Consider the following 25,969-nt stretch of genomic DNA (forward strand, 5'->3'; position numbering starts at 1 on the left):
AGAGGCGAGGGTTTCGCCAGCTCTTAGTGGCAGGCAAAAGATGAACTTCTCAGAACCATTCGGGCTTCATATTGAGGCAACTGTCGTCCTGGTTCCGCAGCAGTACGATATCCTGCGCCACCGCCGGCAGCTCCCAATGAAAGAAGTACTGAGCAGCCTGTAGCTTACCCTGATAGAAGTTACGCTCGTGGTCGGTGTTGGCCGCTTCGAGGCACTTGGCCGCCACATTGGCTTGCCGCAACCACATCCAGGCCACGGTAATGTGTCCAAACAAGTGCAGGTAACAGGAGGCATTGGCCAGCACGCCATCCGGACCTTCGCTCATCAAGGCCTTACCAAGCATCTGAGTCACCTGCACCGCCTGCTGCAGCGTTTCACTCAGTGACAGGGCCCATTGTTGACAACGGGGCGTGGTGGCTGCCTCCAGATCCACCTGCATGGCTTTCATCAGCAGTTGAAGCCCATGGCTCTGATCCTGCCAGATTTTGCGGCCCAACAGGTCCAGCGCCTGAATGCCATTGGTGCCTTCGTGAATGGGATTGAGGCGGTTGTCCCGCCAGCACTGCTCCACCGGGTATTCCCGAGTGTAACCAGCACCGCCGTATACCTGAATTGCCAGATCATTCGCTTTCGGGCCAAACTCCGAGGGCCAGGCTTTTATTACGGGGGTCAGCAGGTCCAGCAGTTTGCCAGCTTCTTCACGTTTCTGGGCGTCGGGATGGGTATGCTGGTCATCCATCAGGCGCGCGCCATACAGGCACAGGGCGAGACCGCCTTCACAATAGGCCTTCTGTGCCAGCAGCATACGCCGCACGTCTGCGTGCTGGATGATGGGCACCTGGGGAGACTCCGGATTCTTCTCCGACGCCTTGCGACCCTGTAACCGGTCTTTGGCGTATTCCAGGCTGTGCATGTAGCCTCGATAGCCGATGACTGCCGCGCCAAAACCAACCCCTACCCGGGCCTCATTCATCATCTGAAACATATATTTGAGACCCTGATGCGGCTCACCCACCAGATAGCCATGACACGGCGCGTCATCACCAAAGCTCAGGGCTGTCGAGGTGGTACCCCGATAGCCCAGCTTATGAATCAGGCCAGCCAGGGATACCCCGTTGCGCTCGCCCGGTTCGCCACCGTCGTTGACCCGGAACTTCGGCACTATAAACAGGGAGATGCCTTTAACGCCTGCAGGTGCGCCCTTGATCCTGGCCAGCACCATGTTGACGATGTTGTCGGTGATCGACTGCTCGCCGCCGGAGATGTAAATTTTTGCACCCTTGATCAGGTAGTGGCCGTACTCCGTAGGTGTCGCGGACGTGCGAATGTCGGCCAGCGAGGACCCGGCGTGGGGCTCGGTCAGCGCCATGGTGCCGGAAAACTGACCCGCCAGCATCGGTGGCAGATACCTGTTTCTCTGCTCGTCGTTGCCAAAAACGCGAATCAGATTGGCCGCGGCGGTGGTCAGGAATGGATAACCCGCAGTACCGGGGTTGGCGGCTGTAAAAAAGCCATTGCAGGCCGCCATCACAGATTCCGGTAACTGCATGCCCCCCAGCTCATAATCGTAACGGCCAGCAATAAAACCTGCCTCGGCGTAAGCATCAAAACCCTGCTTTACCTCAGGCAGCATTTCCACCTGGCCGTTAACGAATTTCGGCTCATCCTTGTCAGCTGCGCTGTTGTGATTGGCAAACTTGTCCCGGGCGATCCTGTCGGCGGTTTCAATGACCGCATCATAGGTGTCCCGGTTGTGCTCACTGAATCGCTCGCGCTCAGTCAGAATTTGGGTGTCGAGTACTTCGTAAAGCTGGAACGCGAGATCACGGCGATCAATCAAAACATCGGACATGGAGACCCTCCTTATAAATTGGCGACAGATTCTCACACTGGAGGCGCGGCGGAAACCGCCAGGTTGCATTTTTCAACTGGTCAGGAGCGCTGCCCCCCATATGGCCACGACGCATTGGGGCTCTATAGTGACCCGTTCCGTCAGCGTTACCCTGACGTACTGTGTCACCCCGAGAAGCTGATTGCAGTTGATGGTCCTATTGCGGGTGCCGGAGGCGGGCTGGCCTGGTGGGATCTGGGGGAGCCTAGTGGTCCCGCTTTGGTCGCTGGTGTCCTGTCTGATTCCCCGCCCGTCACTTGGCCCGGCTTATGCTTAGGTTCTCAGTAAGGCCGTCGGCTGATCCAGAACGTAAAATTTTTCGACAGGGTGTTAGATTGGGGAGATATGCCATGAATGCACCAGCAAGAGCAGGTCAGGTAGCGCTTCTATCCCGGCTTTATGATCTTAAACAGAAGCAGTTAACCGGGGTGTCCCGACAGTCAGACAATTTGAGGTATCGGGTGCTGGAAGCCGAAGCCCAGGCCATCCAGGATGCCATGAAGTCACTCAGATAGCTTATCGGGCCGCTTCGAGGCCATTTTTTTGAGCCGTCGGCTCCACCGTTGCCGGGCGTAACGCTGGAGATTGGAGACATTGTCTGTTTCATCCATGATTTCTGTGCCCAGCAGCGTTTCAAGAATATCTTCCAGAGTCACTATCCCCTGCCAGACGCCAGTCTCGTCATACACCGCCGCCAGATGCTGTCTGTCTCTCAGCATGTCTCCGAACACATATTCAATATTGGATCGTGCCCGGACGCGCTTGATCGGGCGAATCCTGTCTTTCAGAGTGGCGTCTTCCGACAAGCCGATAAGATCAGATTTATGAACGAAACCTATCACCTCACTCTGTTCGTCGATTACCGGGTAACGGGAAAACGGTAAGGGCCGGACATAGTCAATAAGTGCCGCTATTGAGCTGTCCGCTGCCACAGACTTGCAGACAGTGCGCGGGGTAATGATGGAGTTGACTTTGATTCGGTGAAACTGCAGCACATTCTGGATGATTTTCCTCTCATCTTCGTCAAGAGCCATCTGATCCCGACCGATTTCCGCCAATGCGCTGATTTCACCACGTATATCAACATCGGCATCCCCTGACCCCAGGCGGCGGGTGATCTGCTGGGACAACCAGATAAAAGGGAAAAAAGCCTTCATCATAAAATTGAGCATCCCTGGCAGCCTGGGTGCCAGTCTTCGCCAATATTTGGCGCCGATCGTTTTAGGAATGATCTCCGAAAAAATGAGAATGGCAAGGGTCATTATGCCTGAGGCGAGACCCAGCCAGGCTTCACCGAACACCACCGCAACCTGGGCACCAACCCCGGTCGCCCCGGCGGTGTGAGCAACCGTGTTTAGAGTCAGAATAGCCGACAGCGGGTCGTCTATATTGTCCTTCAGTTGCCTCAGTCTGACGAACAGGTCCGGATCACTGGTTTTGATCGAGGCAATGTAGCTCGGCGTAATTGACAGCAACGCGGCTTCCAGAATCGAGCACAGAAACGAGAACCAGATTGACACCAGGGCAAAAATAACAAGAAGAGTCATAGCTTCCGTATAGTGAGTCAGCGAGCACACTACCCTGCCGCATTGCTATTCTGACGTCCAGTTCCCGCACATTAACGTCACGGGATCAACTGACAACATTTTACTGTCTGCCGGCCTCTTACGGTGATGTTGGGCATTTTCGTTTGCGTGGTAGCATAGCCATCCTACGACCACGGGAAACGGAATAACCATTATGGCTTTGCGATCCGCCGATAAAACCGCCACTGACCGGGTACTTCTCAACATCGACCAGGGCATTGCCACCGTAACCCTGAACCGGCCGGACAAGCTTAATGGTCTCGACATGCCGATGTTTGACGCCATCACCCGAGTGGCAAAAACGCTGAAAAAAGAACGCCAGGTGCGGGCGATCGTCATGCATGGCTCAGGCGATGCGTTCTGCTCGGGCCTCGATGTGAAAACGGTGTCAAAAAACCCGGTCAATTTTCTTCGTTTACTGGTCAAACCCGGGCGCAAAATCAGTAATCTCGCCCAGGATGTCGGCTATCTCTGGCGGGATGTACCAGCGCCGGTCATTGCGGTTACCCACGGCTATTGCTTCGGGGGAGGATTCCAGATCGCCCTGGGCGCGGACTTCCGCTTCAGCACTCCGGGTTGTGAATTCTCGATTATGGAAAGCAAATGGGGGCTGATTCCGGATATGAGCCTGGCGGTCACCCTGCGGGAATTAATCACCATTGACCTGGCAAAAGAACTGACCATGACAGCGAGGCAGTTTACCGGTGACGAAGCCAGGACCATGGGCCTGGTGTCCCGGGTGTGCGACGACCCATTGGCGGAGGCCTATAAGTTTGCACAGGAACTGGCGGCCCGTTCTCCTGATGCTGTCGCTGCGAGCAAGCTGCTGTTCAATCGCACCTGGAGCGCTCCCGACAAGGTTGCACTAGACTGGGAAACCCGCCTCCAGAGGCGGATTATCGGGCGGTCCAACCAACGCATTGCAGTGACCCGCAACACCACCGATCCTGATCGGGCGTTCGAAGATCGCCGCAATCTTTAGTGGGCTGCGGGGGCCCCATCGTTCGAGCGGCTTGACCTGAGAAGTCGTGCACGTATGATCTGTCTTCATATTAATTTTACGGAGCCTCCATGACAGCACAGCCCCGTGCTCATTCAGCTGTTCCGGCCGCGTCCAACCCACCGCACTGGCTACGTTGGGGCAGACTGCCTTACTTTCCCGACCCGCCACGGCTGATCTGGTCCGGCATTCTGTAGAGGGCGCTCCGCGGATACGCTTTACCGGCGGCAATAGCAGGGAAAAGGGTCAATCGTCCCCGCATCCGAAAGCTGTCCCGAACGACTCGGGGAGCTGCAACTAAAACACAGATAAAAATGACAAAAGAGGTTGGGATGACCCTATCGCTGGTCGTTTTACTGCCTTTCATTGGCGCCCTGGTTGCGCCATTTTTCGCGCAGGCAGGCAGGACCGCCATCGCAATTGCATCGTCCATACCGGCGGTGGTTGCTCTGGCCGCATTATTCCCGCACTGGAAGACACTGGCAGCCGGAGAAGTGCTGGTCCAGACTTACGAGTGGCTGCCCTCGATCGGGCTTTCCCTGAGTTTCCGGCTTGACGGCCTTTCCCTGCTGTTCGCCTTACTTATTCTGATCATTGGCCTTTTGATCATTCTTTATTCCCGTTACTACCTGAAGAAACAGGAGAATATTGGCAAATTCTATTCTCTGCTCTTGCTGTTCATGGGTTCAATGATGGGCATCGTGATGTCCAGCAACCTGCTACTGATGCTGATTTTCTGGGAAATGACCAGTCTCTCGTCATTCCTGCTGATCAGTTTCTGGAACCACAAGCAGGATGCCCGCCGTGGCGCGCGTATGGCGTTGGCGGTCACCGGAGGTGGAGGCCTCGCGTTGCTGGCGGGCATTCTACTGATCGGCAATATTGTCGGTAGTTTTGAGTTGGATGACGTGCTCGCAGCGGGCAATCAGATAAAAGCTCACTCCCTTTACCCGATCGCATTGACTCTGGTTTTACTGGGCGCCTTCACCAAATCCGCCCAGTTTCCGTTCCACTTCTGGCTGCCCCATGCCATGCAGGCCCCCACTCCGGTCTCAGCGTATCTGCACTCCGCCACCATGGTGAAAGCGGGGGTTTTCCTGCTCGCCAGACTTTATCCGGCGTTGGCCGGAACTGACCAGTGGTTCTACATGGTCAGCTTTACCGGCATGGCTACGTTGTTGATCGGCGCCTATGTGGCACTGTTCAAACACGACCTCAAAGGTCTGCTGGCCCATTCAACGGTCAGCCACCTTGGTCTGATTACCCTGTTGTTTGGTATGGGCACGCAGCTGGCCGCAGTTGCGGCGGTATTTCACATTATCAATCATGCCATCTTCAAAGCGTCGCTATTCATGGCTGCAGGCATCATCGACCACGAAACCGGCACCCGGGATATGCGTCAGATCAACGGCCTGTGGAGGTATATGCCCCATACTGCAACGCTGGCTATGGTGGCAGCGTCATCGATGGCGGGGGTACCTTTGCTCAACGGTTTCCTGAGCAAGGAAATGTTCTTTGCAGAATCATTGCAGCTCAATCTTCCGGGCCTATGGGCTTACCTGCCGCCCGTCGTTGCGACCCTGGCAGGCATTTTTGCCGTGGCCTACTCGGCCCGCTTTATCCACGACGTTTTCTTTAACGGGAAGCCGTTGAACCTGCCGATTTACCCGCCCCATGAACCACCCCGTTATATGAAGATTCCGGTCGAAATATTGGTCTTTGCCTGCCTTATGGTTGGCATGTTTCCGGCGCTTTCCGTGGGCCCCCTGCTCTACGCTGCTGCTGCCGCAACACTGGGGGGGCCGGTGCCGGACTACGAACTGGCCATCCTGCACGGTTTCAATCTGCCATTGATGATGAGCTTCTTCGCTTTCTTTGGTGGTCTTATCATGTACACCCAACGTCAGCGGTTCTTCGATTTCCACGCTCGTTTCAAGGAAGTTGACGAGAAAGCCGTGTTCGAGGCCTGTGTCAAATGGGCTGGTGATAGGTCCGAACGCCTTATAAACAGGCTGGAGAACGGTTCGCTGCAAAGATATGGCTTACTGTTGCTGTTAACGGCACTGGTGGTCGCTTTCATGCCGCTACTGGATCTGGGTGTATCGATTGGCAGCAACGGCCTGACCCCGATTGATTTACCGACCACACTCGGCGCCCTGATTTTGATCAGCGCTGCGATTGCGACGGTAGTCATGCACAGAGAAAGGCTCACGTCATTGATACTTCTGAGCGTGGTCGGTCTTATGGTCGCGCTGGCATTCGCCCGGTTCTCCGCACCGGACCTGGCCCTGACCCAACTCTCGGTTGAAGTGGTCACCATCGTGCTGCTGATGCTGGCGCTTTACTATCTGCCCTCCTGGACACCGATAGAAACAGCCCCCTGGGTGCGCTGGCGAGATGCAGCGATCGCGCTGGCAGCAGGGCTGGGCATGACGCTGGCGACGCTGGCGATGCTGACGCGACCGTTCACCTCGATTTCCGAATTCTTTCTTGAGAACAGCAAACCCGGTGGCGGTGGCACCAATGTGGTCAACGTGATCCTGGTCGACTTCCGGGGCTTCGATACCCTGGGAGAAATCACCGTTCTGGCCATTGCGGCACTGGGCATTTATGCCATGATGAAAAACGCCAGGCTTCTACCACCCACGACAGACGGCCAGGGACACTCCTGGACCAGAGATGCCTACCCAACCATGCTGGCGCAGATATCCCGCCCGCTGTTACCACTCGCCTTGATGGTTTCGGTATTTATCTTCCTCCGCGGACACAACATGCCAGGCGGTGGATTTGTTGCCGGCCTGGTGACTGCGGTTGCGCTGATATTGCAGTACATCGCTAACGGCATCGAATGGAGTGAGAAGCGCATGGCGCTGCCTTACCAGATCATGCTTGCGCTCGGTGTCGCAGCTGCCACGTTAACCGGGGTTGGCAGCTATGCCTTTGGCTATCCGTTCCTGACCTCCTCCTTCACCTATGTCTCGCTCCCGGTGGTCGGTAAATTCGAACTTGCGACCGCGATGATTTTTGATCTCGGGGTGTATCTCACGGTCATTGGCGCAACCTTGCTCGCCCTGACAAGCCTCAGCAAGCTGTCAGTACAACCGGCCAAGTCATTCGGCAGCCGCAACGCAGGAGGAGCCTGACATGGAACTCGTATTCGCTTTGATCATCGGCACACTCACCAGCACTGGTGTATACCTGCTCCTGCGCGCCAGAACCTTTCCGGTTGTGGTCGGCCTGACGCTATTGTCCTACGGAGTGAATCTGTTCCTGTTCTCCACCGGTCGTTTGAGTACCGATGGGCAACCTATTATCGGGGGTGCTGAAGCTTATAGTGACCCGCTGCCCCAGGCTCTGGTGCTGACCGCCATAGTCATTGGTTTTGCGATGACTGCTTTTTTGGTGGCCCTGGCACTACGAAGCCTCGCCGATACCCGCGTTGATCATGTCGATGGAACAAGAAGGCAGGCAACGCCACCAGAGCAGACAGATGCAGGGGAGAACAACCAATGAATCATTGGTTAACCGCTCCCATTCTTATCCCGCTGCTGGGCGGTGTACTGCAGATATTCATGTCTTATGCCCCAATGCAGCTGCGCAGAACGCTGGCCTTGGGCACGACTGTGATGATGTTGGTTGCCGCCGTCGTACTGTTAGGGCTTGCCGACGATGGCGCCTACCGGATGTACGCATTCGGTAACTGGCAGCCTCCCTTTGGCATCGTGTTAGTGCTGGATCGCCTGGCGGCACTGATGCTGATGGTAACCGCAGTCCTTGCACTGTTCTGCCATATTTACTCGATATGTAAAACGGATACCCAGGGTCCCCACTTCCATACCCTGTTTCTATTCCAGCTGGCGGGTCTGAACATTGCATTTCTGACCGGGGATCTGTTCAACCTTTTTGTCGCTTTCGAAATATTGCTGATAGCGTCCTACGGCTTGCTGCTCCATGGCGGCGGGACTACCCGCACCGTGCCTGGCCTGCACTACGTGGTGCTGAACCTGATCGGCTCTGCACTCTTTCTGATCAGCGTTGGCATGATCTATAGCGTGACCGGCACCCTGAACATGTCGGACCTGGCGGTACAGGTGCCGAAAATAAGTAGTGAAGAGTTGCCGCTCGTAAAAGCCGGAGGCATGTTGTTGCTGGTGGTCTTTGGGCTGAAAGCTGCCATCCTGCCCTTATGTTTTTGGTTACCCCGGGCTTACGCCAGTGCAACAGCGCCCGTCGCTGCGCTGTTTGCGGTGATGACCAAAGTCGGTATATACGCCATCCTCAGGGTATACACGCTGATATTCGGTGATGATGCTGGCGAGCTGGCTAACCTGGGTATGGACTGGATATTTCCGTTTGCCCTGATCACGCTGACTGTGGGTGTCATTGGATTGCTGGGCTCCAGAACGCTGAAAACACTGATTGCATGGCAGGTGATTATTTCTGTCGGTACGCTACTGGCCGCCATCGGCCTGAATACCTCCGCAGGAACCTCAGCGGCACTTTTTTACCTGATCAACACAACCTGGGTGGTTGGCGGATTGTTTCTGGTTGTCGATCTGGTTTCCAACCAGCGTGGCTCTGCCAGCGACAAAATCGTAACGGCACCGCGGATGCGTAATCGCGGGCTGTTGGGAACCCTGTTTTTCCTCGGTGCAACCGCCAATGCCGGACTGCCGCCTCTGAGCGGGTTCTTTGCCAAGCTGCTGATTCTTCAGGCGGTCACGCCCGGCATCGAGATGGCGTTTCTATGGTCAATTATATTGATTGGCGGCTTCTTTACCCTGATTGCCTATAGTCATGCTGGCAGCATCGTATTCTGGCGGAATAATGAAGGGCATATCGAATCTGACAGCAAGCTGACTTTGCCGGTAACGGCATCGGCGACCGCACTGATCGGACTAAGCATCGTGATCGTGGCACTTGCTGGGCCCATCAGCCGGTATACCGACGCTACTGCAGCCCAACTGCACAACCCCGCAGGCTATATTGAGATTCTACAAATGCCTGTTATCACGGAGGGTGAATGATGAACCTGCGCTTCGGCTTTCCCCAGCCCTTGCTGAGCTTTGCGCTTTTACTGGTGTGGCTGATGCTGGCAGGAGCGTCCGCAGGTAACGCTGTACTCGGACTTATTCTTGCCTGGCTGCTCCCACTGTTTACCCGGGCATTCTGGCCCGACAACCCGGCCATCCGAAAGCCCTGGAAACTGGCCGCGTATGCGCTCAGAGTTATCGCGGATATCGTAGTGGCCAGCGTTATTGTCGCACGCCTTGTTTTGAGCTTCCGGCGGAGCCCTAGATCTGCTTTTGTCTGTTATCCCCTGACCCTGGAGCACCCCCTCGGAATTACCATGCTGGCCAGCACCATTTCCTTAACACCCGGCACCGTCAGCGCAGATGTCAGTAATGATCACAAGATGCTATTGATCCACGCCCTGGACGTGACGGATGACCAGGCGCTCATCGACGGGATTCACAAGCGTTACGAGAAGCCGTTACTGGAGTTATTCCAATGATTGCCTTTGCCTTGTCTCTCACTATCGCCCTGGTCAGCCTTGCGGTCGCGCTTAACATATACCGGCTGGTGAGAGGTCCGGACGCTCCGGATCGCATACTCGCGCTGGATACCCTGTATATCAATGCCATTGCACTGATTCTTCTGTTCGGCATGATCCTGGGAACACGATTGTATCTGGAAGCAGCACTGCTTATCGCCGTCATGGGTTTCGTCGGCACGGTGGCGCTGGCTAAATACCTCAAGCGCGGGAGTGTAATCGAATGAGTAAAGCACACCAGACTGTCCCTGACAGCAACCAGCGACCGACCGAGAGGGCCCGGGTATGACTTTTGCTGCAGAGCTGATTGTTTCGATATTGCTGGTGACCGGTGGGGCATTTGCGCTGGTGGGTGCTATCGGTCTGGCCCGCTTTCCGGATTTCTTCACCCGCCTGCATGGCCCGACCAAAGCAACAACGCTGGGCGTCGGCAGCATCGCGATGGCCTCGATTGTGTACTTTTTCAGTCAGGGCCAAAGCGCGGGGGTGACAGAGCTACTGATCATGGTGTTCCTTTTCCTGACAGCACCCATCAGTGCCAACATTCTTGCCAAGTCGGCCATGCACATCAAGGTAGGTATTATGGAGAATACTCGCGGCAAGCCCTGGGACCAGTAAGAGCCCTCACGCCAGAAACAGTGCCTGGAATACCAGTACCGCCAGAGTCACCAGCAGCAGACCAAACACTGTCACCAGTCCATAGGACAGCCAGCGCTTGCGCGGTCTCGATGGTGTCAGGTGCTGCTGGATATGGGTTCTGAGCAGAGCCGCATTGCGGTCATTTGCCTTCCACAATAAATCAAAAACGTCGCCCAACAACGGCACCAGGCCAATCACGAATTCAATCAGGACATTACCCATCATTTTCGTGATGGTTTTGGGCCCGGCCCCGATTTTAATGGCTTCGCCGATCAAATAGAGCGACAACCCGAGCCCGGCCACATCCCCGATACCGGGCAACAGGCCAATCACCGGATCGAGGCCAAACCGGATCCGGGTGAAGGGAACCCGGAACCTGCTATCCAGCATTCGGGCGTAACGATCCAGTCGGCGCAGCGAGTCCACATATTTTTTCTGTTCCGGATTTTGCGATTGGGTCTCGCTCTGAACCTTCTTCATATTTGCCATTTTCACAAGATTAAATTGCCGTATAGTAGGCCTTCCAAATTTCAGGAGATATCGTATGTTGAAAGTAAACGAGTACTTTGATGGAAAAGCAAAATCCATTTCATTTCAATCATCTACCTTACCTGCGACCGTCGGTGTCATCAGCCCGGGCGAGTACGAATTCGGTACCGGCCAGAAGGAAACCATGACCGTCATCAGCGGCGCTCTGACCGTTCTGCTGCCAGGCATGTCCGAGTGGATGGTCTACGGCGCTGGTGAAGGCTTCCAGGTCGCTGGCCAGTCCAGCTTTCAGGTCAAGGCTGATATCGATACCGCCTATCTCTGCAGCTACGAATAAGATCGTGTAAACCGCAGTAAAACACGATTACCATCCATTCTGCTAATCCGCCGGGAAACTCTCTCGCCCTGCGGATTTTTGCTTCTTGAACGGTTCCGGTTTTGGCCGAACTGTGTCAGATTGGCCCCAGTCTCGCTACAACTCCAACACACGAGAATCAGAGGTATTTTCACAATGGCTCAGACCAAAATTCTTCCCGCCGCGGATAACGCTTACCAGTACCCGTTACTGATCAAACAGCTGCTTTTGTCAGCGCCGCGGTACGCGCCGGACCAGGAAATCTGTTACGCCAACCGCAGCAAGTACACCTATACCGACCTTGTAGATCGCATCCACCGTCTCGCCAACGCGCTGACCAATGCCGGCATCAAGGCAGGCGATACCGTGGCGGTTCTGGACTGGGACACCCCCCGCTACCTTGAGTGTTTCTTTGCTGTCCCGATGATCGGCGCAGTGCTTCACACCGTCAACGTGCGGTTGTCGCCAGAGCAGATCGTATACACCATGAACCACGCAGAAGACGATCTGGTGATGGTTCATGATGATTTTGTGCCGCTGCTGGAGCAGGTCAGCGACGAGCTGACAACCATCAAAAGCTACATCCAGTTGACTGACGAGAGCCAGGCCAAATCCACCAGCCTGAAAAGCCATGGCGAATACGAAGCCTTGCTGGCTGACGCTGACACCCATTTTGACTTCCCGGATTTTGACGAAAACAGTGTTGCCACCACCTTCTACACCACCGGCACCACCGGTAATCCCAAGGGTGTATTCTTCAGCCACCGGCAGCTGGTACTGCACACGCTGGTGATGGCAAGCGCCCTGTCGACCTACGACGAGCGACCACTGATGCGGTCCTCAAGCGTGTACATGCCTATCACGCCCATGTTCCACGTGCATGCCTGGGGCGTTCCCTATGTAGCGACGCTGTTGGGCATCAAGCAGGTCTACCCGGGAAAGTATGAGCCCGAGATGCTGGTAGACCTGTTAAAACAGCACAAGGTGACCTTCTCCCACTGCGTACCCACTATCATGCAGATGCTGATGGCAACAGAATCCATCAAGACAGCGGACCTCAGTGGCTGGCATGTTCTGATTGGCGGCAGTGCACTCACTGAAGGCCTTTGCAAGGCGGGCGCCAAACTCGGCATTCACATGTATACCGGCTACGGCATGTCTGAAACCGGTCCGCTGCTGACCACCTCGCACCTGCAACCGGAAGACCTTGACCTGCCGCTGGAGCAGCAATCCCTCAAACGCACCAAAACCGGCATACCGGTCCCCCTGGTGGATATTCGTGTTCTTGACGACAGTGGCAAAAGCTTGCCCATGGATGGCGAAGCCAAAGGCGAAGTGGTCACCCGCGCGCCCTGGCTGACCCAGAACTATCTGAAAGAGCCGGAGAAAGGTGAGGAGCTGTGGGCCGGAGGGTGGCTTCATACCGGTGATGTCGCCAGCATAGAACCCGACTACACGCTCGTCATCAAGGACCGCATCAAGGATGTCATCAAAACCGGCGGTGAGTGGCTGTCATCTCTGGATCTTGAAAACCTGATCAGTCAGCATTCTGCCGTGGCCGGCGCTGCAGTGGTGGGCCTGCCGGACGAGAAGTGGGGTGAGCGGCCCCACGCTCTGGTGGTGCTCAAACCCGGGCAAGAGGCCGATGCAGCCGTGATTCAGAAGCATCTGCAACAGTTTGTCGACAGCGGCGAAATCAACAAGTGGGCGATTCCTGAACACATTGATTTTGTCGACGATATACCGAAGACCAGCGTCGGCAAAATCAACAAGAAGCTGATTCGGGACCAGTTGAAGTAAGGGTTCGATCAAGGCGGCGGGGGTATGGCAGAAGACACACCCCCGCCGCCAACTACTCAGGCAAAATCGTACTTACCACCCTTCTCAAGGGCCTTCTGGTAAGCGGGTCTGGCGTGCATGCGCTCTACGTAAGCCGTGATATGAGGCCGGGTCTTGCCGACAATACCCCGGGCCACCGAGGCTTCCAGCGGAAAGCTCATCTGAATGTCTGCCGCGCTGAGATTATCCCCGAGAAACCAGGTGTTTTTCGCCAGGTGGGACTCCACGAAATCCATATGGGTTTTGATCATCGGACCAATGAAAATCTGGTTGGTCTTGTCGGCAATGCCTTTTGCCACGGGCCTGATGAAAAACGGCATCGGGCTGGTTTTTACTTTTTCAAATACCAGGCGCATAACCAGCGGCGGCATCAGGGAACCTTCGGCGTAATGCAGCCAGTAGGTGTAATCAAGCCACGCCTGGCCGCCACTTTCGGGCAGCATGGTGTCTTTGCCATAGGTATGGGCAAGATATTCTACGATAGCGCCGGACTCCGCTACCACCAGATCGCCATCGGTGATCACCGGTGATTTGCCGAGCGGGTGTACTTGCTTGAGACTTGCAGGCGCCAGCATGGTTTTGGGGTCACGCTCGTAACGCTGGATTTCGTAAGGCACGCCCAATTCTTCCAGCATCCAGAGAACGCGTTGTGAGCGGGAATTATTAAGGTGGTGAACTGTAATCATGCAGAAACTCCGTTCGCATCAAAAGAGTGGGCAGGTTAACAGAGTAGGCTGCAAATAACTTTTTGGTTCACCACCCTCGTGCTTTGGGTCGCATTCCGGCTACGAAGTAGTCAGCGGGTGAGACCGGTGAAGGCAAAGTCCACTTCCGGCTTCCGGCCCGTAATGATGTCCGCAATGGCCGCCCCCGAACCGCAGGAATGCGTCCATCCCAGTGTGCCGTGACCGGTATTCAGATAGAGATTTCGGAAATGGCTCTTGCCGATGTATGGCACGTTTGAGGGCGTGGTCGGTCTTAGGCCGGTCCAGAATGAAGCCTGATCCCAGTGTCCTGCCTCCGGCATGATTTCAGCGGTGCGTCGCACGATCGCCTGACACCGGATCATATTGAGATCCCGGCTGTACCCGTTAAGTTCTGCGGTCCCGGCTATCCGCATGCTGTCGCCAAGGCGTGAATACACCAATTTATACTGGTCGTCAGTCAGGCTGACGTTGAATGCAGCATCGGCATTCTTGACCGGCACGGTGATGGAATAGCCCTTGGCGGGGTAAATGTTCAGCCACAGCCCCAGAGTTTTCGCCATCGGCGCACTGAAGCTCCCCATACTGAGCACGTAACCATCGGCACGAAGGGTCTCATAAGAACCCTCACACACAGTATGAACTCCCAGGATGGTATCCCGGGTTTTATCGAACCCCACCACTTCGGTGCCGTAGCGGAATTCCACGCCCGCGCCGGCGGCTTTTTCGGCCAGCGCCTGGGTGAATTTTCGGGCGTCCCCGGACTCATCTTCCGATGTATAGGTTGCACCGGTAATGCGATCACGGGCAGGGGCCAGCGCAGGCTCCAGCTCCACTGCCCTGGCCGCATCGATTACCTGTCGGTCACAACCGAGTTCACGCATTTGACGGGCCGGTTCCAGGGCGCTCTGGAATTCAGCTTCGTCAGTATAGAAATGCAGGATGCCTTTCTCCAGGTGATCGTATTCCACCCCGGTGTCCTTGCGCAGCGCCTGCAGGCAGCTTCGGCTGTAGGTGCCCAGATTAACCATCTGACGGATGTTATGAGCGGTGCGGGCCGGCGTGCACTCCATCAGGAATCGCAGGCCCCAGCGCCACTGGGCCGGGTCCAGCCGAAACCGGAATAATAGCGGTGCATCAGGCTGGCTGAGCCATTTGAGCACTTTAAAGGGTGCAGAAGGGTTTGCCCAGGGCTCCGCATGAGACACTGAAATCTGGCCACCGTTGGCAAAACTGGTTTCAACCCCGGCCTTGTTCTGACGGTCAACAACGGTCACATCGTGCCCCGCCTGTCTTAAATACCAGGCGGTTGTAATACCGACAACGCCCGCGCCCATGACCATAATATGCATGCCTGTCCTCCGCCTTTGGTTAAAATGCACAAATGCTCATTGTAGTGGGTAAGTCTGCTATTTGCGCCCTAGGGAAGCGCAGGGGAATTGATCAGCGCGTCCCTAGACCTTCTGAGTGACCAGATACTTATGAAATCGAGGACTCTTACCCCAAACTCAGCCACCGGAACGGCGAACCGTCCAGCCCTTCTCCTGAAGCAGCGGCACCAGCACATCCCGCTGGTCACCCTGAATTTCGATTACGCCGTCCTTCACCGTACCACCAACGCCACATCGGGCCTTCAACACTTTGGCGAAAGCCTTGAGCTCATCAGCATTCATCGGGACGCCGGTAACCAGCGTGACGCCCTTGCCCTTACGGCCCTTGGTCTCGCGACTTACCCGCACGACACCGTCTCCGGTCGGCTGGGACGCTTGGTTGCAGGTACAGTCGTCTACAGGCTGGCTGCAACCGGGGCACATGCGGCCCTGTTCGGTGGAGAAGACCAGGCCGCCCTGGTTGCGGTTTTTCATACTGCGTTCCTGTCTGTTTCGCCCGCCGCCATGGCATAACGCATGCGCCATGCCAGCATTATGCGATGGCTGGCGGCGAGATCTGGTTTTGGGATTAATACCCGGAGATGGTGTAAGAACAGCACTATAGCAGCGTTCAGGAGCCGATAAACAATGCCAGCAACATCGCGAAAAAACCGCGCTTGCGACGTTTTGAGGCTAACGCGGATAAACCGGACCGGTTATCGCCCTGTTCCCGGGCAGGTTCGGTTTCGGGGAAATCGTCGATCAGACCCGAGCGATCCTCTGCCAGGATTTTCCGGGCGCGGTACAAATCGTCTTCCTGCACCTGCAAGCGAACACCTCCGATGGCATTCGACAACATCCATTGCATGTTGACGGTGTGCTCATCGGCCACAAAGGCCTCTATACCTTCGGATTCCAGGCGCGAGCGAGCCAGGTGCGCCTCAAAAGGTAACGAATACCGGCCAAGCGTGACCAGGCTCATTGATCAGTGTTCCAGACGTCAGACACCTGCTTTCACATCCCTGGCGGATACTTGGCGAACATGTCAGCGACAACCTCATCTATCAACTTGCGCCGATACTCAGTGCTCTGGCTTTCATTCAGGTAGCGCCTGCTGGCACCGCGCCACACCACCCGAGAGGTTGCGGAGTCCACCAGTTCAACCACCAGTTTGCCTTCCTCGATTTCCCGCACCGGAGGTACTGTGGAGAAACCAAAACCGAAAGGACTATGTCCGAAACCGAGTCCGTAAGACAGACCCGTAGTATCGAGACGATCTACTTTTTCGACGCGATAGGACACCAGGAGATCCGCCTCTTCTTCGACCACCTTATTCAGGGCCTTGCGATTAAGCTCACGCTCAACCGCGCTTTGAACGCGGGCGCCATCGAGAGACACAAAACCGGAACCGTTGTTATTGTCGGCAAAGGCCCAGGAACTGTAATTACCGAATACGGTTGCCGAGTCATAATCTGTCACCACATTGCTGGCGCAACCAGATAGCAAAAAAATCATCAGGGTGGCGATTAGTACACGCATGATTGTTCTCACTCCAATTCAACGGATCGTTTTGACAGTATACGCACGGATGCCTGTTTATGAGAGGCATGGTGTGTAGGTCGGGTTTCAGAAGGGTAATCCGGTTTTTGACCCGTACAAGCACTGCAAAAGTCGTTATTCCGGCCCGGTAAATACCGGCCAGCTCAGTGACACCACCAGACCACCCTGCTTACCGTTGGTAGCGGTGATGCTGCCGTCATGGGCCTTGATGATATCTTTCGCAATCGCCAGCCCAAGCCCCCAGCCCTGCCCGCTGCGGGCTTCGTCGGCCCGGTAAAACGGCTCGAACAGCTTGGGTAATACCTCGGACGGCACACCGGGGCCATTATCCGAGATATCACAGGTCAGGGTTCCAGCTCCCGCCGTCAGTGAAATACTGACCACTTGCCCCGGCGCGGTATGATCCAGCGCATTCTGCAACACGTTGTCCAGCGCCCGCTGAAGCAGACCTTCATCTCCGAGCACAGTTACCTGCTGACAATCCGGCGCGGTCCTGAGTTCACAGTCCACCTGGCGGTGTTCGGCATAATCGGCCGCATCCTGAAGGACTCTGGTGAGCACAGCAATCAGGCGCACCGGCGTGCGTGCGAAATCCGATCCCTTTTCGGTTATCCGGTAGAGCGTCAGAATTTGCGCCGTCATGGCCTCCAGTCGCTCATTCTGGCGCAGGATGCTGGCCATCAAGTCGGGCTCGACGTCACCGTTCTCGCTGGCCAGTTCAATCGCGATCCTTTGCCGTGTCAGGGGGGTTCGCAAATCATGGGAAATATCCCGCAACAGATGTTTCTGCCGCTCAAGCAGATCGCATAGCTGCTCTGTCATACCGTTGAAGGCTGTTGCCAGTGCGCCTATTTCGTCCCGGCGACCAGCGATACCTGGGCTGACACGGAGTGATAGATCACCGCCGGTGATGGCCCGGGCAGTCGATTCCACATGGCGCAGAGGTTTCGAGATACGGCGCGCCACCCACCAGCACGCGAGCGTGATGATCACAAACCCCAGAGCCATTTCCAGTAACTTGAATAACCTCGGATCCAGCCAGCCCTCACTGCCCAGCCGGGGCCAGGCTACCAAGCGATAGCCATTGCTGATTTCAATGACTGCCGGACGGGCCCGGTGCCAGCCTCCGCCCATCCGCTCTCTGATTGAGCTGGGCAGGGCGTCGCTTTGGGCCTCACCCTTCTGATCAGACGAATCGATGAGAATCAGATGCAAATCGAGATCTCTGCCCTGCTCTTTCAGAAAACGCCAGGCCGGGCCCCGGCCCTGGTCTTCTCCCGTGCCTTCGCGGATGGCAATGGCTTCCAGTGCGAGCTCCCTCAAACCTTCCTGACGCTCAATAGACAGTCGTTCCCGGTCCATCAACTCTCGGGTGGCGATATTGCTCACCACGACGGTCAACGCCATGGCCAGCCAGATCAACAGAAAAATCCGCCAGAATATCGGGAGTGAGAACCTCGGCTTCACACCCCACCCCGAAAGCTGTAACCCAGGCCGCGAACAGTCTCGATTCGGGGCGAATCATCACCGCCCAGCTTGCGGCGCAGGTTGCTTATATGCATATCAAGCGTGCGGTCATGGGACGCCAGACGGCGGCCTAAAGCCCATTGCATCAGGTCAGTCTTGCGAACCACGCTGCCAATGTGAGCCAGCAACACCTGGAGTACCTCGTATTCCGTGGCTGTCAGGTCCAGCGGCTCATCATTCTGGAAAATCCGGCGTTGAACCGGCTCCACTCGCAAGTCGCCATATTCACGGGAGGCGTCCACATCCGTGGCCTGATCCCAGGCGACCCGACGCAGAATAGCCTGCAGGCGGGCGACCAGTTCACGGGGGTTACAGGGTTTGGGAATATAATCATCAGCACCAACCTCAAAACCGACAATTCGGTCGGTTTCGTCTCCCCGTGCGGTTAACAGAACCACGGGTAAATGCGTCTGTGCTCTCAACTGCCGTAGCACTTCTAGGCCGTTAATATCCGGCAACATGATATCCAGCACCACGATGTCGCAATGGTTCTCAGCGGCCAGGGACAGACCATCCCGACCATTGGCCGCCTCACGAACCGTAAAGCCCTGGCCGGTAAGATAACGAGCCAGCAGCTGGCGAAGCTCTTCATCATCTTCTACAAGCAGGATACGGTTCTGCATGGGCGTCCTCTCACATGAATGCACGAAGTCTAGCACGGGCCCAAACAGCGGCCATCCGCTCAATTTTGCGCTTTACACAACCTTTACACCGTTCTGACGGCTGTTGACGCAGGCGCCAGTATGCCGGGAACCGTAAAGCTATCCAATCCCGACAATCCTGGTGATCGCCGCCGGGGTTCTCGCGTATGGTATAGAGTGTTAAACACACTCAGGAGCATTACCCCACCATGGCAGAGTCTGTTGCCACTCCCCTTACAATCCGGACCGTTCGCTCCATTGCCGAGATACCTGCCCACATCTGGGATGGTTTCAGTGGTACCGGAAATCCGTTTTTACGCCACAGCTTTTTCAAGGCACTTGAAGACAGCGGATGTACCGTTACCGCCACCGGCTGGACACCGTCACATCTGGTTTTTTATCGGGGCGAGAAGCCGGTCGGTGTGGCGCCGGCATTTCTCAAATCCCACTCCCGGGGCGAATACGTGTTTGACTGGGCCTGGGCAGACGCCTATCAGCGCTATGGCTTCGATTACTATCCCAAGCTGCTGATCGCCGTGCCATTCACGCCCTCAGTCGGCGCCCGGTTGTTACTCGACAAAGATGAGCGTGACCGCATCCGCCCGGAGGACCTCAATGACGCCCTGGATCGCATAGCGTCAGATCGCGGCGCGAGTAGCTGGCACCTTCTGTTTCCCGACCATTCGGACCAACAACTGCTCGACACGCCGGAACGTCTGCATCGGCTGGGCTGCCAGTTCCATTGGTTCAATCGTGAATATGAGGATTTCGATGCCTTTCTGGCGACGCTCACCTCCCGTAAACGCAAATCCATACGCAAGGAACGGCGCGATGTGGCAGCTCAGGGTATTGAATTCCGGCACTTTTCCGGCGCCTGCCTCCCGGATCACGTGTTGTCCGCCTTTTTCGTGTTCTATCAGGCCACCTATCTGAAGCGTGGCCAGCGCCCCTACCTCAACCGCGAATTCTTTCAGGCCTTGCGACAGCACCAGCCGGACCAGCTGCACATCATTATGGCCATCAAAAACAATGAGATGATTGCCGGAGCGCTGTTCCTGACCGGCACAAACACACTCTATGGCCGCTACTGGGGATGCCTGGAAGAGTACAATCACCTGCACTTCGAGGCCTGTTACTACCAGGGTATAGAGCTGGCCATTGCGCAGGGTCTGCATTGTTTTGATGCCGGCGCCCAGGGCGAGCACAAGCTGGTCAGAGGGTTTGAGCCGGTGTTGACGCATTCCTGGCACTGGGTCGCCAACCCTGCCTTTGCCGACGCCATTGCCCACTTTACCCGGGAGGAAGCCCGCGAGGTTGAAGCGTATCGGCAAGCCGCACTGGAGGCGCTTCCCTACCGGCAACAGGAAAAGCCATAAACAAATACGGTCTGATTGTGGCACTATGGAACGTCGATAACCGAACACCCAAAACCAATCTTACATTCATCGTCGCCAGGGGAGCCCCGTCGGTCAACATGCCGGCCAGGGCTGAGAAACAGCGCCACCCATCAGTGAGTCGGGGAAGCGCTTAAACCCTGGAACCTGATCCGGTTAATACCGGCGGAGGAAGCGCGACATGCTTTACACCACCGTTGCGGCGTTGGCTGCGGCACTGCTGTTGTTTACCTGGCTTGGATTACGAGCGCGCCTTGCGGATGGCGGTCTGGATGATTACGTGACCGCCCGCAATTCCCAGGGGGCCAGAGCCCTCGGTTTATCTTTTCTCGCCTCAGGAATGGGGGGCTGGATCCTGTTTGCGCCGCCCGAAGTCGGGGCGCTGGTAGGCCCGGTTGCCCTGGCCGGTTATGCCATCGGCGCGGCACTGCCCTTCATCGTATTTGCCTACTGTGGCCCCGCCATCAGGCGCTACCTGCCCGAAGGCCGCAGCATCGGGGAATTTGCCCAAGCCTGCTACGGTAATAGCGTGCGGCGCTGGGTGTCGCTGATCTCGGTACTTTACATGCTCTGCTTCCTGACCGCAGAACTGACCGCGATCGGCGCTATCACTTCGTTGCTGTCCGGAATTAACGGCGGAATTGCCGTGATTGGTGTTGCGGTTACCACACTGATCTACACCGCCTGGGGTGGCCTCCGGGCCAGCCTGATGACTGACCGCTGGCAAGGGCTGCTGCTGATTCTGCTGCTTATTGTGGTGGGCTTTGTAGCGCTCCGGCAGCTTCCTGACATGGCCAATACCGCCGCCTTGCCCTCCATTCCCGTTGGCAGTGCACTGAGCGTGGCCCTCACCCTGATCATTGCCGTTACCGCTGCCAATCTGTTCCATCAGGGCTATTGGCAGCGCCTTTGGGCCGCCAAAAATGACGCGGCTTTGGGCCGGGGTGCCTTGCTGGGCGGCGCCATAACCGTGGTTGTGGTTGCTCTCGTGGGTGGCCTTGGCATCACCGCCGCCATGAGTGGCCTCGACCTGGGGACCCCGCCAATACCCTTTTTCGCACTGCTCAACAATGCCCCCCCGTGGCTGACAATTCCTGCCCTTGTACTGGCGCTCACGCTGGTGGCCTCTTCGGTGGATACCCTGCAAAACGCCATGGCGTCGCTGGCAGTGACAGAGAAAAAAGGCTTGTCCCTGACCGGCGCTCGCTGGGTAACGGTGACATTGATGGTGCCTGTCGTTATCGTTGCACTCCAGGGTGTTTCGGTACTCCGATTGTTCCTGATTGCCGACCTGCTCTGTGCCACTGCGGTGGTACCGGTATTAATGGGCCTGTGGTCGAGGATGACCACGAAGGCAGCCATTGCGGGCGCTCTGGCCGGACTTGCAGGAGCAGTGTTACCGGGTTGGGTCGCGGGGGGCACCCTGATGTCAGGTCTTGTGGTTGCCAGTTTCCCCGGTGGCATTCCAACCCTGGGGCCGTTTGCCGGTGCCCTCATCGCATCTGCTGCGGTCAGCCTGCTGATGGTTTTGCTGCTGCCACGAAGGCAGCCACAATAAAACCTATCGGTAATGCTTCCCCTTGATACCCGGGACTGCATGAGACGTATACTGGTTGAGTTTTGATCACCAACCAAACCATGCAGCTCGAGGTATTCCAGGAATGATCAAACCCCTTCGATGGCTTATCAGAACCACCGTATTTTTGCTGGTTCTGCTGGCAGGCCCGGCATTGATTGCTGCCTGTAGCAGTCAGGCAGGTCAGAGCTGGCGTGACATGGATCGCTCCAGCGCCGGCATTGCGCCGCTGCCCGGGCATGCGACCGAAGCCATCGTGCAGGTGTATGGTGCTCGGGCCTTCAACTGGCGCGGCCATTTTGCGGTTCACACCTGGATTGCAACCAAAGAGCGCGGAGCCTCCAGCTACGTGGTTCACGATGTCACCGGCTGGGGTTATCAGGCTGTACGGTCCCGCCCCGGTGAGCCGGACACCGCCTGGTATGGCAACCCGCCAATGCTGCTGGCAGACCTTCGCGGTGAAAAAGCAGCTGCTGCCATCATCAGTATCCGGTCGGCCATTGCTGCCTACCCCTACCCGAACGAATACACCGCCTGGCCTGGCCCCAACAGCAACACCTTTGTCGCCTGGGTAATCCGGCAGGTACCGGAGCTGGACGTGGCCTTGCCGAACATCGCGATCGGGAAGGACTACCTGAGCGACGGAGTATTCGCGAAAGCCCCCAGTGGTTCGGGCTATCAGTTTTCCCTGAACGGTTACTTCGGTCTTATGGCGAGCATTCGGGAAGGTGTTGAATTGAACATCCTCGGCCTCAACATCGGAATCGACCCCCTGGCCCTGGCGGTCAAATTGCCGGGATTGGGGCACATCGGCCTGCGGGACCCCTGGATCGATCGCTCGACATGGAGCACAACCCCTGTTACGAAGCAGGTATCAGACGCCAACTGATGCGGCTAATATCAAACTGGCCTCAGGCGCCCGCTTTGCGGAAAGTCAGGTTAATACGGCATTCTCCAACTAACTCGTGATGCCCGGGTTTCAGCGGGCTGACCCCGTGGTACCGCAGACGGTCAACCCCGCCCCACACCACCACATCCCCGTGGTTCAGCGGCAGCCGCGCCGGTTTGTCCTTGCGGGTCAGTCCACCGAACTGAAATATCATCGGCAGCCCGAGTGACACTGACACAATAGGGGCCGAGTAATCTTCCTCGTTCTTGTCCTGGTGCAGGGACATCCGACTACCGGGCAAATAGCGGTTAATCAGGCAGGCATCTGGCACAAAGCCGGTGTAGCCAGCCTCCCGGGCCGCGCTGGTCGCCAACGCCATCAGACACTCCGGCATCGCAGGCCAGGGGTGCCCGGTCTCCGGATCAACCTCGCTGTAACGGTAACCGGTGCGATCGGTAACCCACCCCAGACGCCCGCAATTCGTCATCGCCGCAGACATCAGGAAACCGCCGGGCGTCGTCATCTGACGGAACGGCGCTTGGCGGGCGATACCCGCTATCGCCGTCATCAAGGCATTGGCGGAAGCGCAAGCAAAGCCGTGAAGCCAAACCGTGCCCTCACCGATGCTCTCTGCCCAGGGCTCATTCTGATCTGTTGCAAACAGATCACCGGTCACCCGAACACCTTCTTTTCCCGATATCTCTGAGTGTTCATCTACTTTAACAACCTGCGGGGGGAGTCTTTAACTACCAATCTCTATTTTGGGCCAGCACTACTTTTGCTCAACACTATTCTGGTCATTACTACCTTTGGTCAATATTACGCTGCTCCAGAATCTCCTGCGCTTGCTCATCGCCCTGAAGAGCAGCGCGTCGATACCAGGCCTCAGCTTTGGCCGGGTTGGACTCGACGCCGATGCCCTGGTCAAAAGCGCGGGCAACTTCATACATGGCGGTGCCATTGCCTTGATCTGCCGCTTTTCGGTACCACTCCAGGGCCTTACCCTGATCCTTCGGTGTTCCCTTTCCGTCGCCGTACATACCCGCCAAATTCAGCATGCCCTGGATGTTGCCATTTTCGGCAAGCGCCAGGTAGCGTTCATAGGCCTGGTCATACCGTCCCATTTTATAAACGGCATAGGCCTCCAGCACCTGAACCATCTCCTTCGCTATCCTGCGCTGATCATCTCCCATTGCTGGCGTTGAGAGGCTCAGAACCACAACCAGTCCCACACAGCCCCGGAGAAAAACAAGCCGGTTGCCCTTCATAACCATTTACCTCCGAAGTCGCTACTGTTGGTCGGAATACTCCAACGTTCACACTACCAAGGGCAATTGCCGGCGTCTCTGGTCCTAAAGTTCTGAATATCTCCAGCCCGGGTGAGACCCTGGCGGGTCGTTGATCCGTAGTGAAGATTAATACCTTGTAATAGCGTAGTATTCTGCCGATAAGACACGACACGGCGGAGTATTGAGGCCATAGTGTTCATGGCCTGTCAGTCAGGCCGTTTTGACGTGCGCAATAACAACTCAAACGGGAGCAGTACCATGCAGTCAATCAGATCTTATCTTCGTCAGGTATCCATCGTAATGGCCTTTGCCATGATGATGACCACACTCTGGGCCGTCCCTGCATCAGCAGCTATGGTGGGAACCGGTGAAGTACTTTCCGAACAGCGGGCCGATATTGATCGCGCCTCCCTGATGACCATGCTTGAAAAACAGGAGGTCAAAGACGTTCTGGCCAGCATGGGCGTGAGCGAAGCGGAAGTCGAGAACCGCATCCAGAGCCTGACCCCGGCTGAACTGGCTGACTTTGAGCAGCAACTGGCCACTGCCCCCACCGGTGAAGGCGTGGTTGGTGTAATAGTACTGTTTCTGGTCATCTTCATCGTCACCGATTTACTGTGTGCCACCAATATCTATCCGTTTATCAACTGCATACGCTAGAACAGCAGGTTGATAGTGATAGTTCCGCAATGGGCTACGGTCAGCATATTGCTGGTCGTGGTGGTGCTGGCCGGTTGTGCCAGCACGCCCCAGTGGCCTGAATCCCGGCAACCTGATGCGGTCGGTTTTAAGGAGCGGCACCTGCTCACCGAAGTGCCGTTTTATCCCCAGGAAAAATACCAATGCGGCCCCGCCGCACTGGCCACCATGCTCAACAGTCAGGGCCACGATACCGACCCGGACGCACTGGTGGAAAAAGTTTATTTACCGGAACGTCAAGGCAGCCTCAAAGTGGAGCTCGTAGCGGCAGCTCGCAGCCATCAACTGCTGGTTTACCCTCTGGAGCCGGAACTTAAGGACTTGCTGACCGAAGTGGCCGCCGGCAATCCGGTGCTGGTCATGCAAAACCTCGGTTTCGGCTGGTGGCCGCAATGGCACTTTGCGGTAGTGATGGGCTTTGATCAAACCAAAAACGTCGTGATCCTTCACACCGACACCCGCAAGGCCCACGAACAATCGCTCCGGATATTCCTCGCCACCTGGCAGCGTGCCGACCAATGGGCAGCCGTCATGTTGCCACCAGACCGTCTACCGGCCACCGCCAAGCCCTTGAAGTATCTGACCGCGGCCAGTGACCTGGAGTCTACCGGGCAACTTGACGCCGCTCGCACTGCTTACAGCATCGCAGCGAAAACCTGGCCCGACCAACCTGCGGCCTGGCTGGGTCTCGGTAACGTGGCCTACCAGCGATCGGACTGGCAGGCTGCCGCGAAACAATACAGCATGATGGTAGAGCGGTTTCCAGACATGGCGGCAGGGTGGAACAATCTGGCCCATGCATTGAAAAAACAGGGATGTGACATCGAAGCCAGCGCGGCAGCGGAATGCGCATATCAGCTGGACGATACAAGATTTTCAGGGATGATTGATGCGAAGCAGGACACCGAAAGAAAATCCAGACAGTGCCCTCAATTGCAGTGTCCTTTGTAGGCTAGCAACTAAGGTC

27 protein-coding genes are annotated in these 25,969 nt (G+C 56.5%); 15 read left to right on the forward strand and 12 right to left on the reverse strand.

The genetic code is table 11. The features are described 5' to 3' along the window. Positions 1 to 49: 49 nt before the first annotated feature. Entirely contained in the window at positions 50 to 1,852 is a 1,803-nt protein-coding gene (locus F6Y09_RS15160; protein WP_152207767.1) for an acyl-CoA dehydrogenase, read from the reverse strand. A gap of 389 nt (positions 1,853 to 2,241) precedes the next feature. Between F6Y09_RS15160 and F6Y09_RS20180 the strand changes: the two genes are divergently transcribed. Continuing rightward, positions 2,242 to 2,406, forward strand: a complete 165-nt coding sequence (locus F6Y09_RS20180) for a hypothetical protein (RefSeq protein ID WP_179959433.1) — start codon at positions 2,242 to 2,244, stop codon at positions 2,404 to 2,406. Here F6Y09_RS20180 and F6Y09_RS15170 read toward each other — a convergent pair. Further along, positions 2,395 to 3,438: a CNNM domain-containing protein gene (locus F6Y09_RS15170; RefSeq protein ID WP_152207768.1), complete on the reverse strand. Its 1,044-nt coding sequence runs from the start codon at positions 3,436 to 3,438 to the stop codon at positions 2,395 to 2,397. The genes F6Y09_RS20180 and F6Y09_RS15170 overlap by 12 nt on opposite strands. Positions 3,439 to 3,631: 193 nt before the next feature. On the opposite strand from F6Y09_RS15170, the gene F6Y09_RS15175 reads away from it, so the two are divergent. The 7 genes from F6Y09_RS15175 (at position 3,632) to F6Y09_RS15205 (ending at position 10,649) form a co-directional block, all read left to right on the forward strand. Beyond that, a complete protein-coding gene (locus tag F6Y09_RS15175; protein ID WP_152207769.1) occupies positions 3,632 to 4,459 on the forward strand; it encodes a crotonase/enoyl-CoA hydratase family protein in 828 nt (275 codons plus the stop codon). Positions 4,460 to 4,809: 350 nt separating this feature from the next. After that, complete coding sequence (locus tag F6Y09_RS15180; protein WP_152207770.1) at positions 4,810 to 7,620, forward strand: monovalent cation/H+ antiporter subunit A; 2,811 nt, start codon at positions 4,810 to 4,812, stop codon at positions 7,618 to 7,620. Position 7,621: 1 nt separating this feature from the next. Then, positions 7,622 to 7,990, forward strand: coding sequence for a Na+/H+ antiporter subunit C (locus tag F6Y09_RS15185; protein WP_152207771.1), 369 nt, complete (start codon positions 7,622 to 7,624; stop codon positions 7,988 to 7,990). Continuing rightward, entirely contained in the window at positions 7,987 to 9,504 is a 1,518-nt protein-coding gene (locus F6Y09_RS15190) for a monovalent cation/H+ antiporter subunit D (protein WP_152207772.1), read from the forward strand. Before F6Y09_RS15185 ends, F6Y09_RS15190 begins: the two co-directional genes overlap by 4 nt. Then, on the forward strand, positions 9,504 to 9,992 hold the full coding sequence (locus F6Y09_RS15195) for a Na+/H+ antiporter subunit E (RefSeq protein WP_152207901.1): 489 nt from the start codon (positions 9,504 to 9,506) through the stop codon (positions 9,990 to 9,992). Before F6Y09_RS15190 ends, F6Y09_RS15195 begins: the two co-directional genes overlap by 1 nt. Beyond that, on the forward strand, positions 9,989 to 10,258 hold the full coding sequence (locus F6Y09_RS15200; protein WP_152207773.1) for a K+/H+ antiporter subunit F: 270 nt from the start codon (positions 9,989 to 9,991) through the stop codon (positions 10,256 to 10,258). Before F6Y09_RS15195 ends, F6Y09_RS15200 begins: the two co-directional genes overlap by 4 nt. A 58-nt stretch (positions 10,259 to 10,316) precedes the next feature. Further along, entirely contained in the window at positions 10,317 to 10,649 is a 333-nt protein-coding gene (locus F6Y09_RS15205; protein ID WP_152207774.1) for a Na+/H+ antiporter subunit G, read from the forward strand. Positions 10,650 to 10,655: 6 nt separating this feature from the next. Here F6Y09_RS15205 and F6Y09_RS15210 read toward each other — a convergent pair whose 3' ends face one another. Next, positions 10,656 to 11,150 (reverse strand): DUF4112 domain-containing protein, encoded by a 495-nt coding sequence (locus F6Y09_RS15210; RefSeq protein WP_152207775.1) that lies wholly within the window; start codon positions 11,148 to 11,150, stop codon positions 10,656 to 10,658. A 64-nt stretch (positions 11,151 to 11,214) separates the two neighbouring features. On the opposite strand from F6Y09_RS15210, the gene ppnP reads away from it, so the two are divergent. Continuing rightward, the gene (ppnP, locus tag F6Y09_RS15215) at positions 11,215 to 11,496 is read left to right on the forward strand and encodes a pyrimidine/purine nucleoside phosphorylase (protein ID WP_152207776.1); all 282 of its coding nucleotides are present in this window, start codon (positions 11,215 to 11,217) and stop codon (positions 11,494 to 11,496) included. 174 nt (positions 11,497 to 11,670) lie between these two features. Beyond that, the gene (locus F6Y09_RS15220) at positions 11,671 to 13,314 is read left to right on the forward strand and encodes a fatty acid--CoA ligase (protein ID WP_152207777.1); all 1,644 of its coding nucleotides are present in this window, start codon (positions 11,671 to 11,673) and stop codon (positions 13,312 to 13,314) included. Positions 13,315 to 13,370: 56 nt separating this feature from the next. Here the strand turns inward: F6Y09_RS15220 and F6Y09_RS15225 are convergent, their stop codons facing one another. From F6Y09_RS15225 to F6Y09_RS15255, 7 genes are all read right to left on the reverse strand, one after another. Beyond that, positions 13,371 to 14,039: a glutathione S-transferase family protein gene (locus tag F6Y09_RS15225; protein ID WP_152207778.1), complete on the reverse strand. Its 669-nt coding sequence runs from the start codon at positions 14,037 to 14,039 to the stop codon at positions 13,371 to 13,373. Between the two features lie 110 nt (positions 14,040 to 14,149). Continuing rightward, the gene (locus F6Y09_RS15230; RefSeq protein ID WP_152207779.1) at positions 14,150 to 15,409 is read right to left on the reverse strand and encodes a D-amino acid dehydrogenase; all 1,260 of its coding nucleotides are present in this window, start codon (positions 15,407 to 15,409) and stop codon (positions 14,150 to 14,152) included. A gap of 156 nt (positions 15,410 to 15,565) precedes the next feature. Next, positions 15,566 to 15,922 (reverse strand): translation initiation factor Sui1, encoded by a 357-nt coding sequence (locus F6Y09_RS15235; protein ID WP_152207780.1) that lies wholly within the window; start codon positions 15,920 to 15,922, stop codon positions 15,566 to 15,568. Between the two features lie 136 nt (positions 15,923 to 16,058). Next, the gene (locus F6Y09_RS15240; protein ID WP_218944178.1) at positions 16,059 to 16,409 is read right to left on the reverse strand and encodes a putative signal transducing protein; all 351 of its coding nucleotides are present in this window, start codon (positions 16,407 to 16,409) and stop codon (positions 16,059 to 16,061) included. 32 nt (positions 16,410 to 16,441) lie between these two features. Further along, complete coding sequence (locus F6Y09_RS15245) at positions 16,442 to 16,966, reverse strand: DUF4136 domain-containing protein (protein WP_152207781.1); 525 nt, start codon at positions 16,964 to 16,966, stop codon at positions 16,442 to 16,444. Positions 16,967 to 17,101: 135 nt separating this feature from the next. Continuing rightward, positions 17,102 to 18,454 (reverse strand): sensor histidine kinase, encoded by a 1,353-nt coding sequence (locus tag F6Y09_RS15250; protein ID WP_246180551.1) that lies wholly within the window; start codon positions 18,452 to 18,454, stop codon positions 17,102 to 17,104. Next, positions 18,451 to 19,137: a response regulator transcription factor gene (locus tag F6Y09_RS15255; RefSeq protein WP_152207782.1), complete on the reverse strand. Its 687-nt coding sequence runs from the start codon at positions 19,135 to 19,137 to the stop codon at positions 18,451 to 18,453. Before F6Y09_RS15255 ends, F6Y09_RS15250 begins: the two co-directional genes overlap by 4 nt. Before the next feature lie 227 nt (positions 19,138 to 19,364). On the opposite strand from F6Y09_RS15255, the gene F6Y09_RS15260 reads away from it, so the two are divergent. The 3 genes from F6Y09_RS15260 (at position 19,365) to F6Y09_RS15270 (ending at position 23,014) form a co-directional block, all read left to right on the forward strand. After that, complete coding sequence (locus F6Y09_RS15260; RefSeq protein ID WP_152207783.1) at positions 19,365 to 20,531, forward strand: GNAT family N-acetyltransferase; 1,167 nt, start codon at positions 19,365 to 19,367, stop codon at positions 20,529 to 20,531. Positions 20,532 to 20,730: 199 nt separating this feature from the next. Continuing rightward, a complete protein-coding gene (locus F6Y09_RS15265; protein ID WP_152207784.1) occupies positions 20,731 to 22,107 on the forward strand; it encodes a sodium:solute symporter family transporter in 1,377 nt (458 codons plus the stop codon). Positions 22,108 to 22,210: 103 nt separating this feature from the next. Continuing rightward, entirely contained in the window at positions 22,211 to 23,014 is an 804-nt protein-coding gene (locus tag F6Y09_RS15270; RefSeq protein ID WP_152207785.1) for a DUF3750 domain-containing protein, read from the forward strand. A gap of 22 nt (positions 23,015 to 23,036) precedes the next feature. On the opposite strand, the gene alkB is transcribed toward F6Y09_RS15270, so the two are convergent. Next, the gene (alkB, locus tag F6Y09_RS15275) at positions 23,037 to 23,690 is read right to left on the reverse strand and encodes a DNA oxidative demethylase AlkB (RefSeq protein WP_152207786.1); all 654 of its coding nucleotides are present in this window, start codon (positions 23,688 to 23,690) and stop codon (positions 23,037 to 23,039) included. Positions 23,691 to 23,817: 127 nt separating this feature from the next. After that, on the reverse strand, positions 23,818 to 24,282 hold the full coding sequence (locus tag F6Y09_RS15280) for a tetratricopeptide repeat protein (RefSeq protein ID WP_179959434.1): 465 nt from the start codon (positions 24,280 to 24,282) through the stop codon (positions 23,818 to 23,820). 279 nt (positions 24,283 to 24,561) lie between these two features. On the opposite strand from F6Y09_RS15280, the gene F6Y09_RS15285 reads away from it, so the two are divergent. Beyond that, positions 24,562 to 24,963 (forward strand): PA2779 family protein, encoded by a 402-nt coding sequence (locus tag F6Y09_RS15285; RefSeq protein ID WP_152207788.1) that lies wholly within the window; start codon positions 24,562 to 24,564, stop codon positions 24,961 to 24,963. Between the two features lie 15 nt (positions 24,964 to 24,978). Further along, on the forward strand, positions 24,979 to 25,953 hold the full coding sequence (locus tag F6Y09_RS15290; protein ID WP_246180552.1) for a PA2778 family cysteine peptidase: 975 nt from the start codon (positions 24,979 to 24,981) through the stop codon (positions 25,951 to 25,953). Positions 25,954 to 25,969 lie beyond the last annotated feature (16 nt).

The sequence above is a fragment of the Marinobacter changyiensis genome, from assembly GCF_009193265.1.
In the GTDB taxonomy this organism is placed as follows: domain Bacteria; phylum Pseudomonadota; class Gammaproteobacteria; order Pseudomonadales; family Oleiphilaceae; genus Marinobacter; species Marinobacter changyiensis.

Bases quoted from the DNA above. Each gene is read 5' to 3' on its own strand.
- F6Y09_RS15160 (WP_152207767.1), bottom strand. From the start codon at position 1,852: ATGTCCGATGTTTTGATTGATCGCCGTGATCTCGCGTTCCAGCTTTAC.
- F6Y09_RS20180 (WP_179959433.1), top strand. From the start codon at position 2,242: ATGAATGCACCAGCAAGAGCAGGTCAGGTAGCGCTTCTATCCCGGCTT.
- F6Y09_RS15170 (WP_152207768.1), bottom strand. From the start codon at position 3,438: ATGACTCTTCTTGTTATTTTTGCCCTGGTGTCAATCTGGTTCTCGTTT.
- F6Y09_RS15175 (WP_152207769.1), top strand. From the start codon at position 3,632: ATGGCTTTGCGATCCGCCGATAAAACCGCCACTGACCGGGTACTTCTC.
- F6Y09_RS15180 (WP_152207770.1), top strand. From the start codon at position 4,810: ATGACCCTATCGCTGGTCGTTTTACTGCCTTTCATTGGCGCCCTGGTT.
- F6Y09_RS15185 (WP_152207771.1), top strand. From the start codon at position 7,622: ATGGAACTCGTATTCGCTTTGATCATCGGCACACTCACCAGCACTGGT.
- F6Y09_RS15190 (WP_152207772.1), top strand. From the start codon at position 7,987: ATGAATCATTGGTTAACCGCTCCCATTCTTATCCCGCTGCTGGGCGGT.
- F6Y09_RS15195 (WP_152207901.1), top strand. From the start codon at position 9,504: ATGAACCTGCGCTTCGGCTTTCCCCAGCCCTTGCTGAGCTTTGCGCTT.
- F6Y09_RS15200 (WP_152207773.1), top strand. From the start codon at position 9,989: ATGATTGCCTTTGCCTTGTCTCTCACTATCGCCCTGGTCAGCCTTGCG.
- F6Y09_RS15205 (WP_152207774.1), top strand. From the start codon at position 10,317: ATGACTTTTGCTGCAGAGCTGATTGTTTCGATATTGCTGGTGACCGGT.
- F6Y09_RS15210 (WP_152207775.1), bottom strand. From the start codon at position 11,150: ATGAAGAAGGTTCAGAGCGAGACCCAATCGCAAAATCCGGAACAGAAA.
- ppnP (WP_152207776.1), top strand. From the start codon at position 11,215: ATGTTGAAAGTAAACGAGTACTTTGATGGAAAAGCAAAATCCATTTCA.
- F6Y09_RS15220 (WP_152207777.1), top strand. From the start codon at position 11,671: ATGGCTCAGACCAAAATTCTTCCCGCCGCGGATAACGCTTACCAGTAC.
- F6Y09_RS15225 (WP_152207778.1), bottom strand. From the start codon at position 14,039: ATGATTACAGTTCACCACCTTAATAATTCCCGCTCACAACGCGTTCTC.
- F6Y09_RS15230 (WP_152207779.1), bottom strand. From the start codon at position 15,409: ATGCATATTATGGTCATGGGCGCGGGCGTTGTCGGTATTACAACCGCC.
- F6Y09_RS15235 (WP_152207780.1), bottom strand. From the start codon at position 15,922: ATGAAAAACCGCAACCAGGGCGGCCTGGTCTTCTCCACCGAACAGGGC.
- F6Y09_RS15240 (WP_218944178.1), bottom strand. From the start codon at position 16,409: ATGAGCCTGGTCACGCTTGGCCGGTATTCGTTACCTTTTGAGGCGCAC.
- F6Y09_RS15245 (WP_152207781.1), bottom strand. From the start codon at position 16,966: ATGCGTGTACTAATCGCCACCCTGATGATTTTTTTGCTATCTGGTTGC.
- F6Y09_RS15255 (WP_152207782.1), bottom strand. From the start codon at position 19,137: ATGCAGAACCGTATCCTGCTTGTAGAAGATGATGAAGAGCTTCGCCAG.
- F6Y09_RS15260 (WP_152207783.1), top strand. From the start codon at position 19,365: ATGGCAGAGTCTGTTGCCACTCCCCTTACAATCCGGACCGTTCGCTCC.
- F6Y09_RS15265 (WP_152207784.1), top strand. From the start codon at position 20,731: ATGCTTTACACCACCGTTGCGGCGTTGGCTGCGGCACTGCTGTTGTTT.
- F6Y09_RS15270 (WP_152207785.1), top strand. From the start codon at position 22,211: ATGATCAAACCCCTTCGATGGCTTATCAGAACCACCGTATTTTTGCTG.
- F6Y09_RS15280 (WP_179959434.1), bottom strand. From the start codon at position 24,282: ATGAAGGGCAACCGGCTTGTTTTTCTCCGGGGCTGTGTGGGACTGGTT.
- F6Y09_RS15285 (WP_152207788.1), top strand. From the start codon at position 24,562: ATGCAGTCAATCAGATCTTATCTTCGTCAGGTATCCATCGTAATGGCC.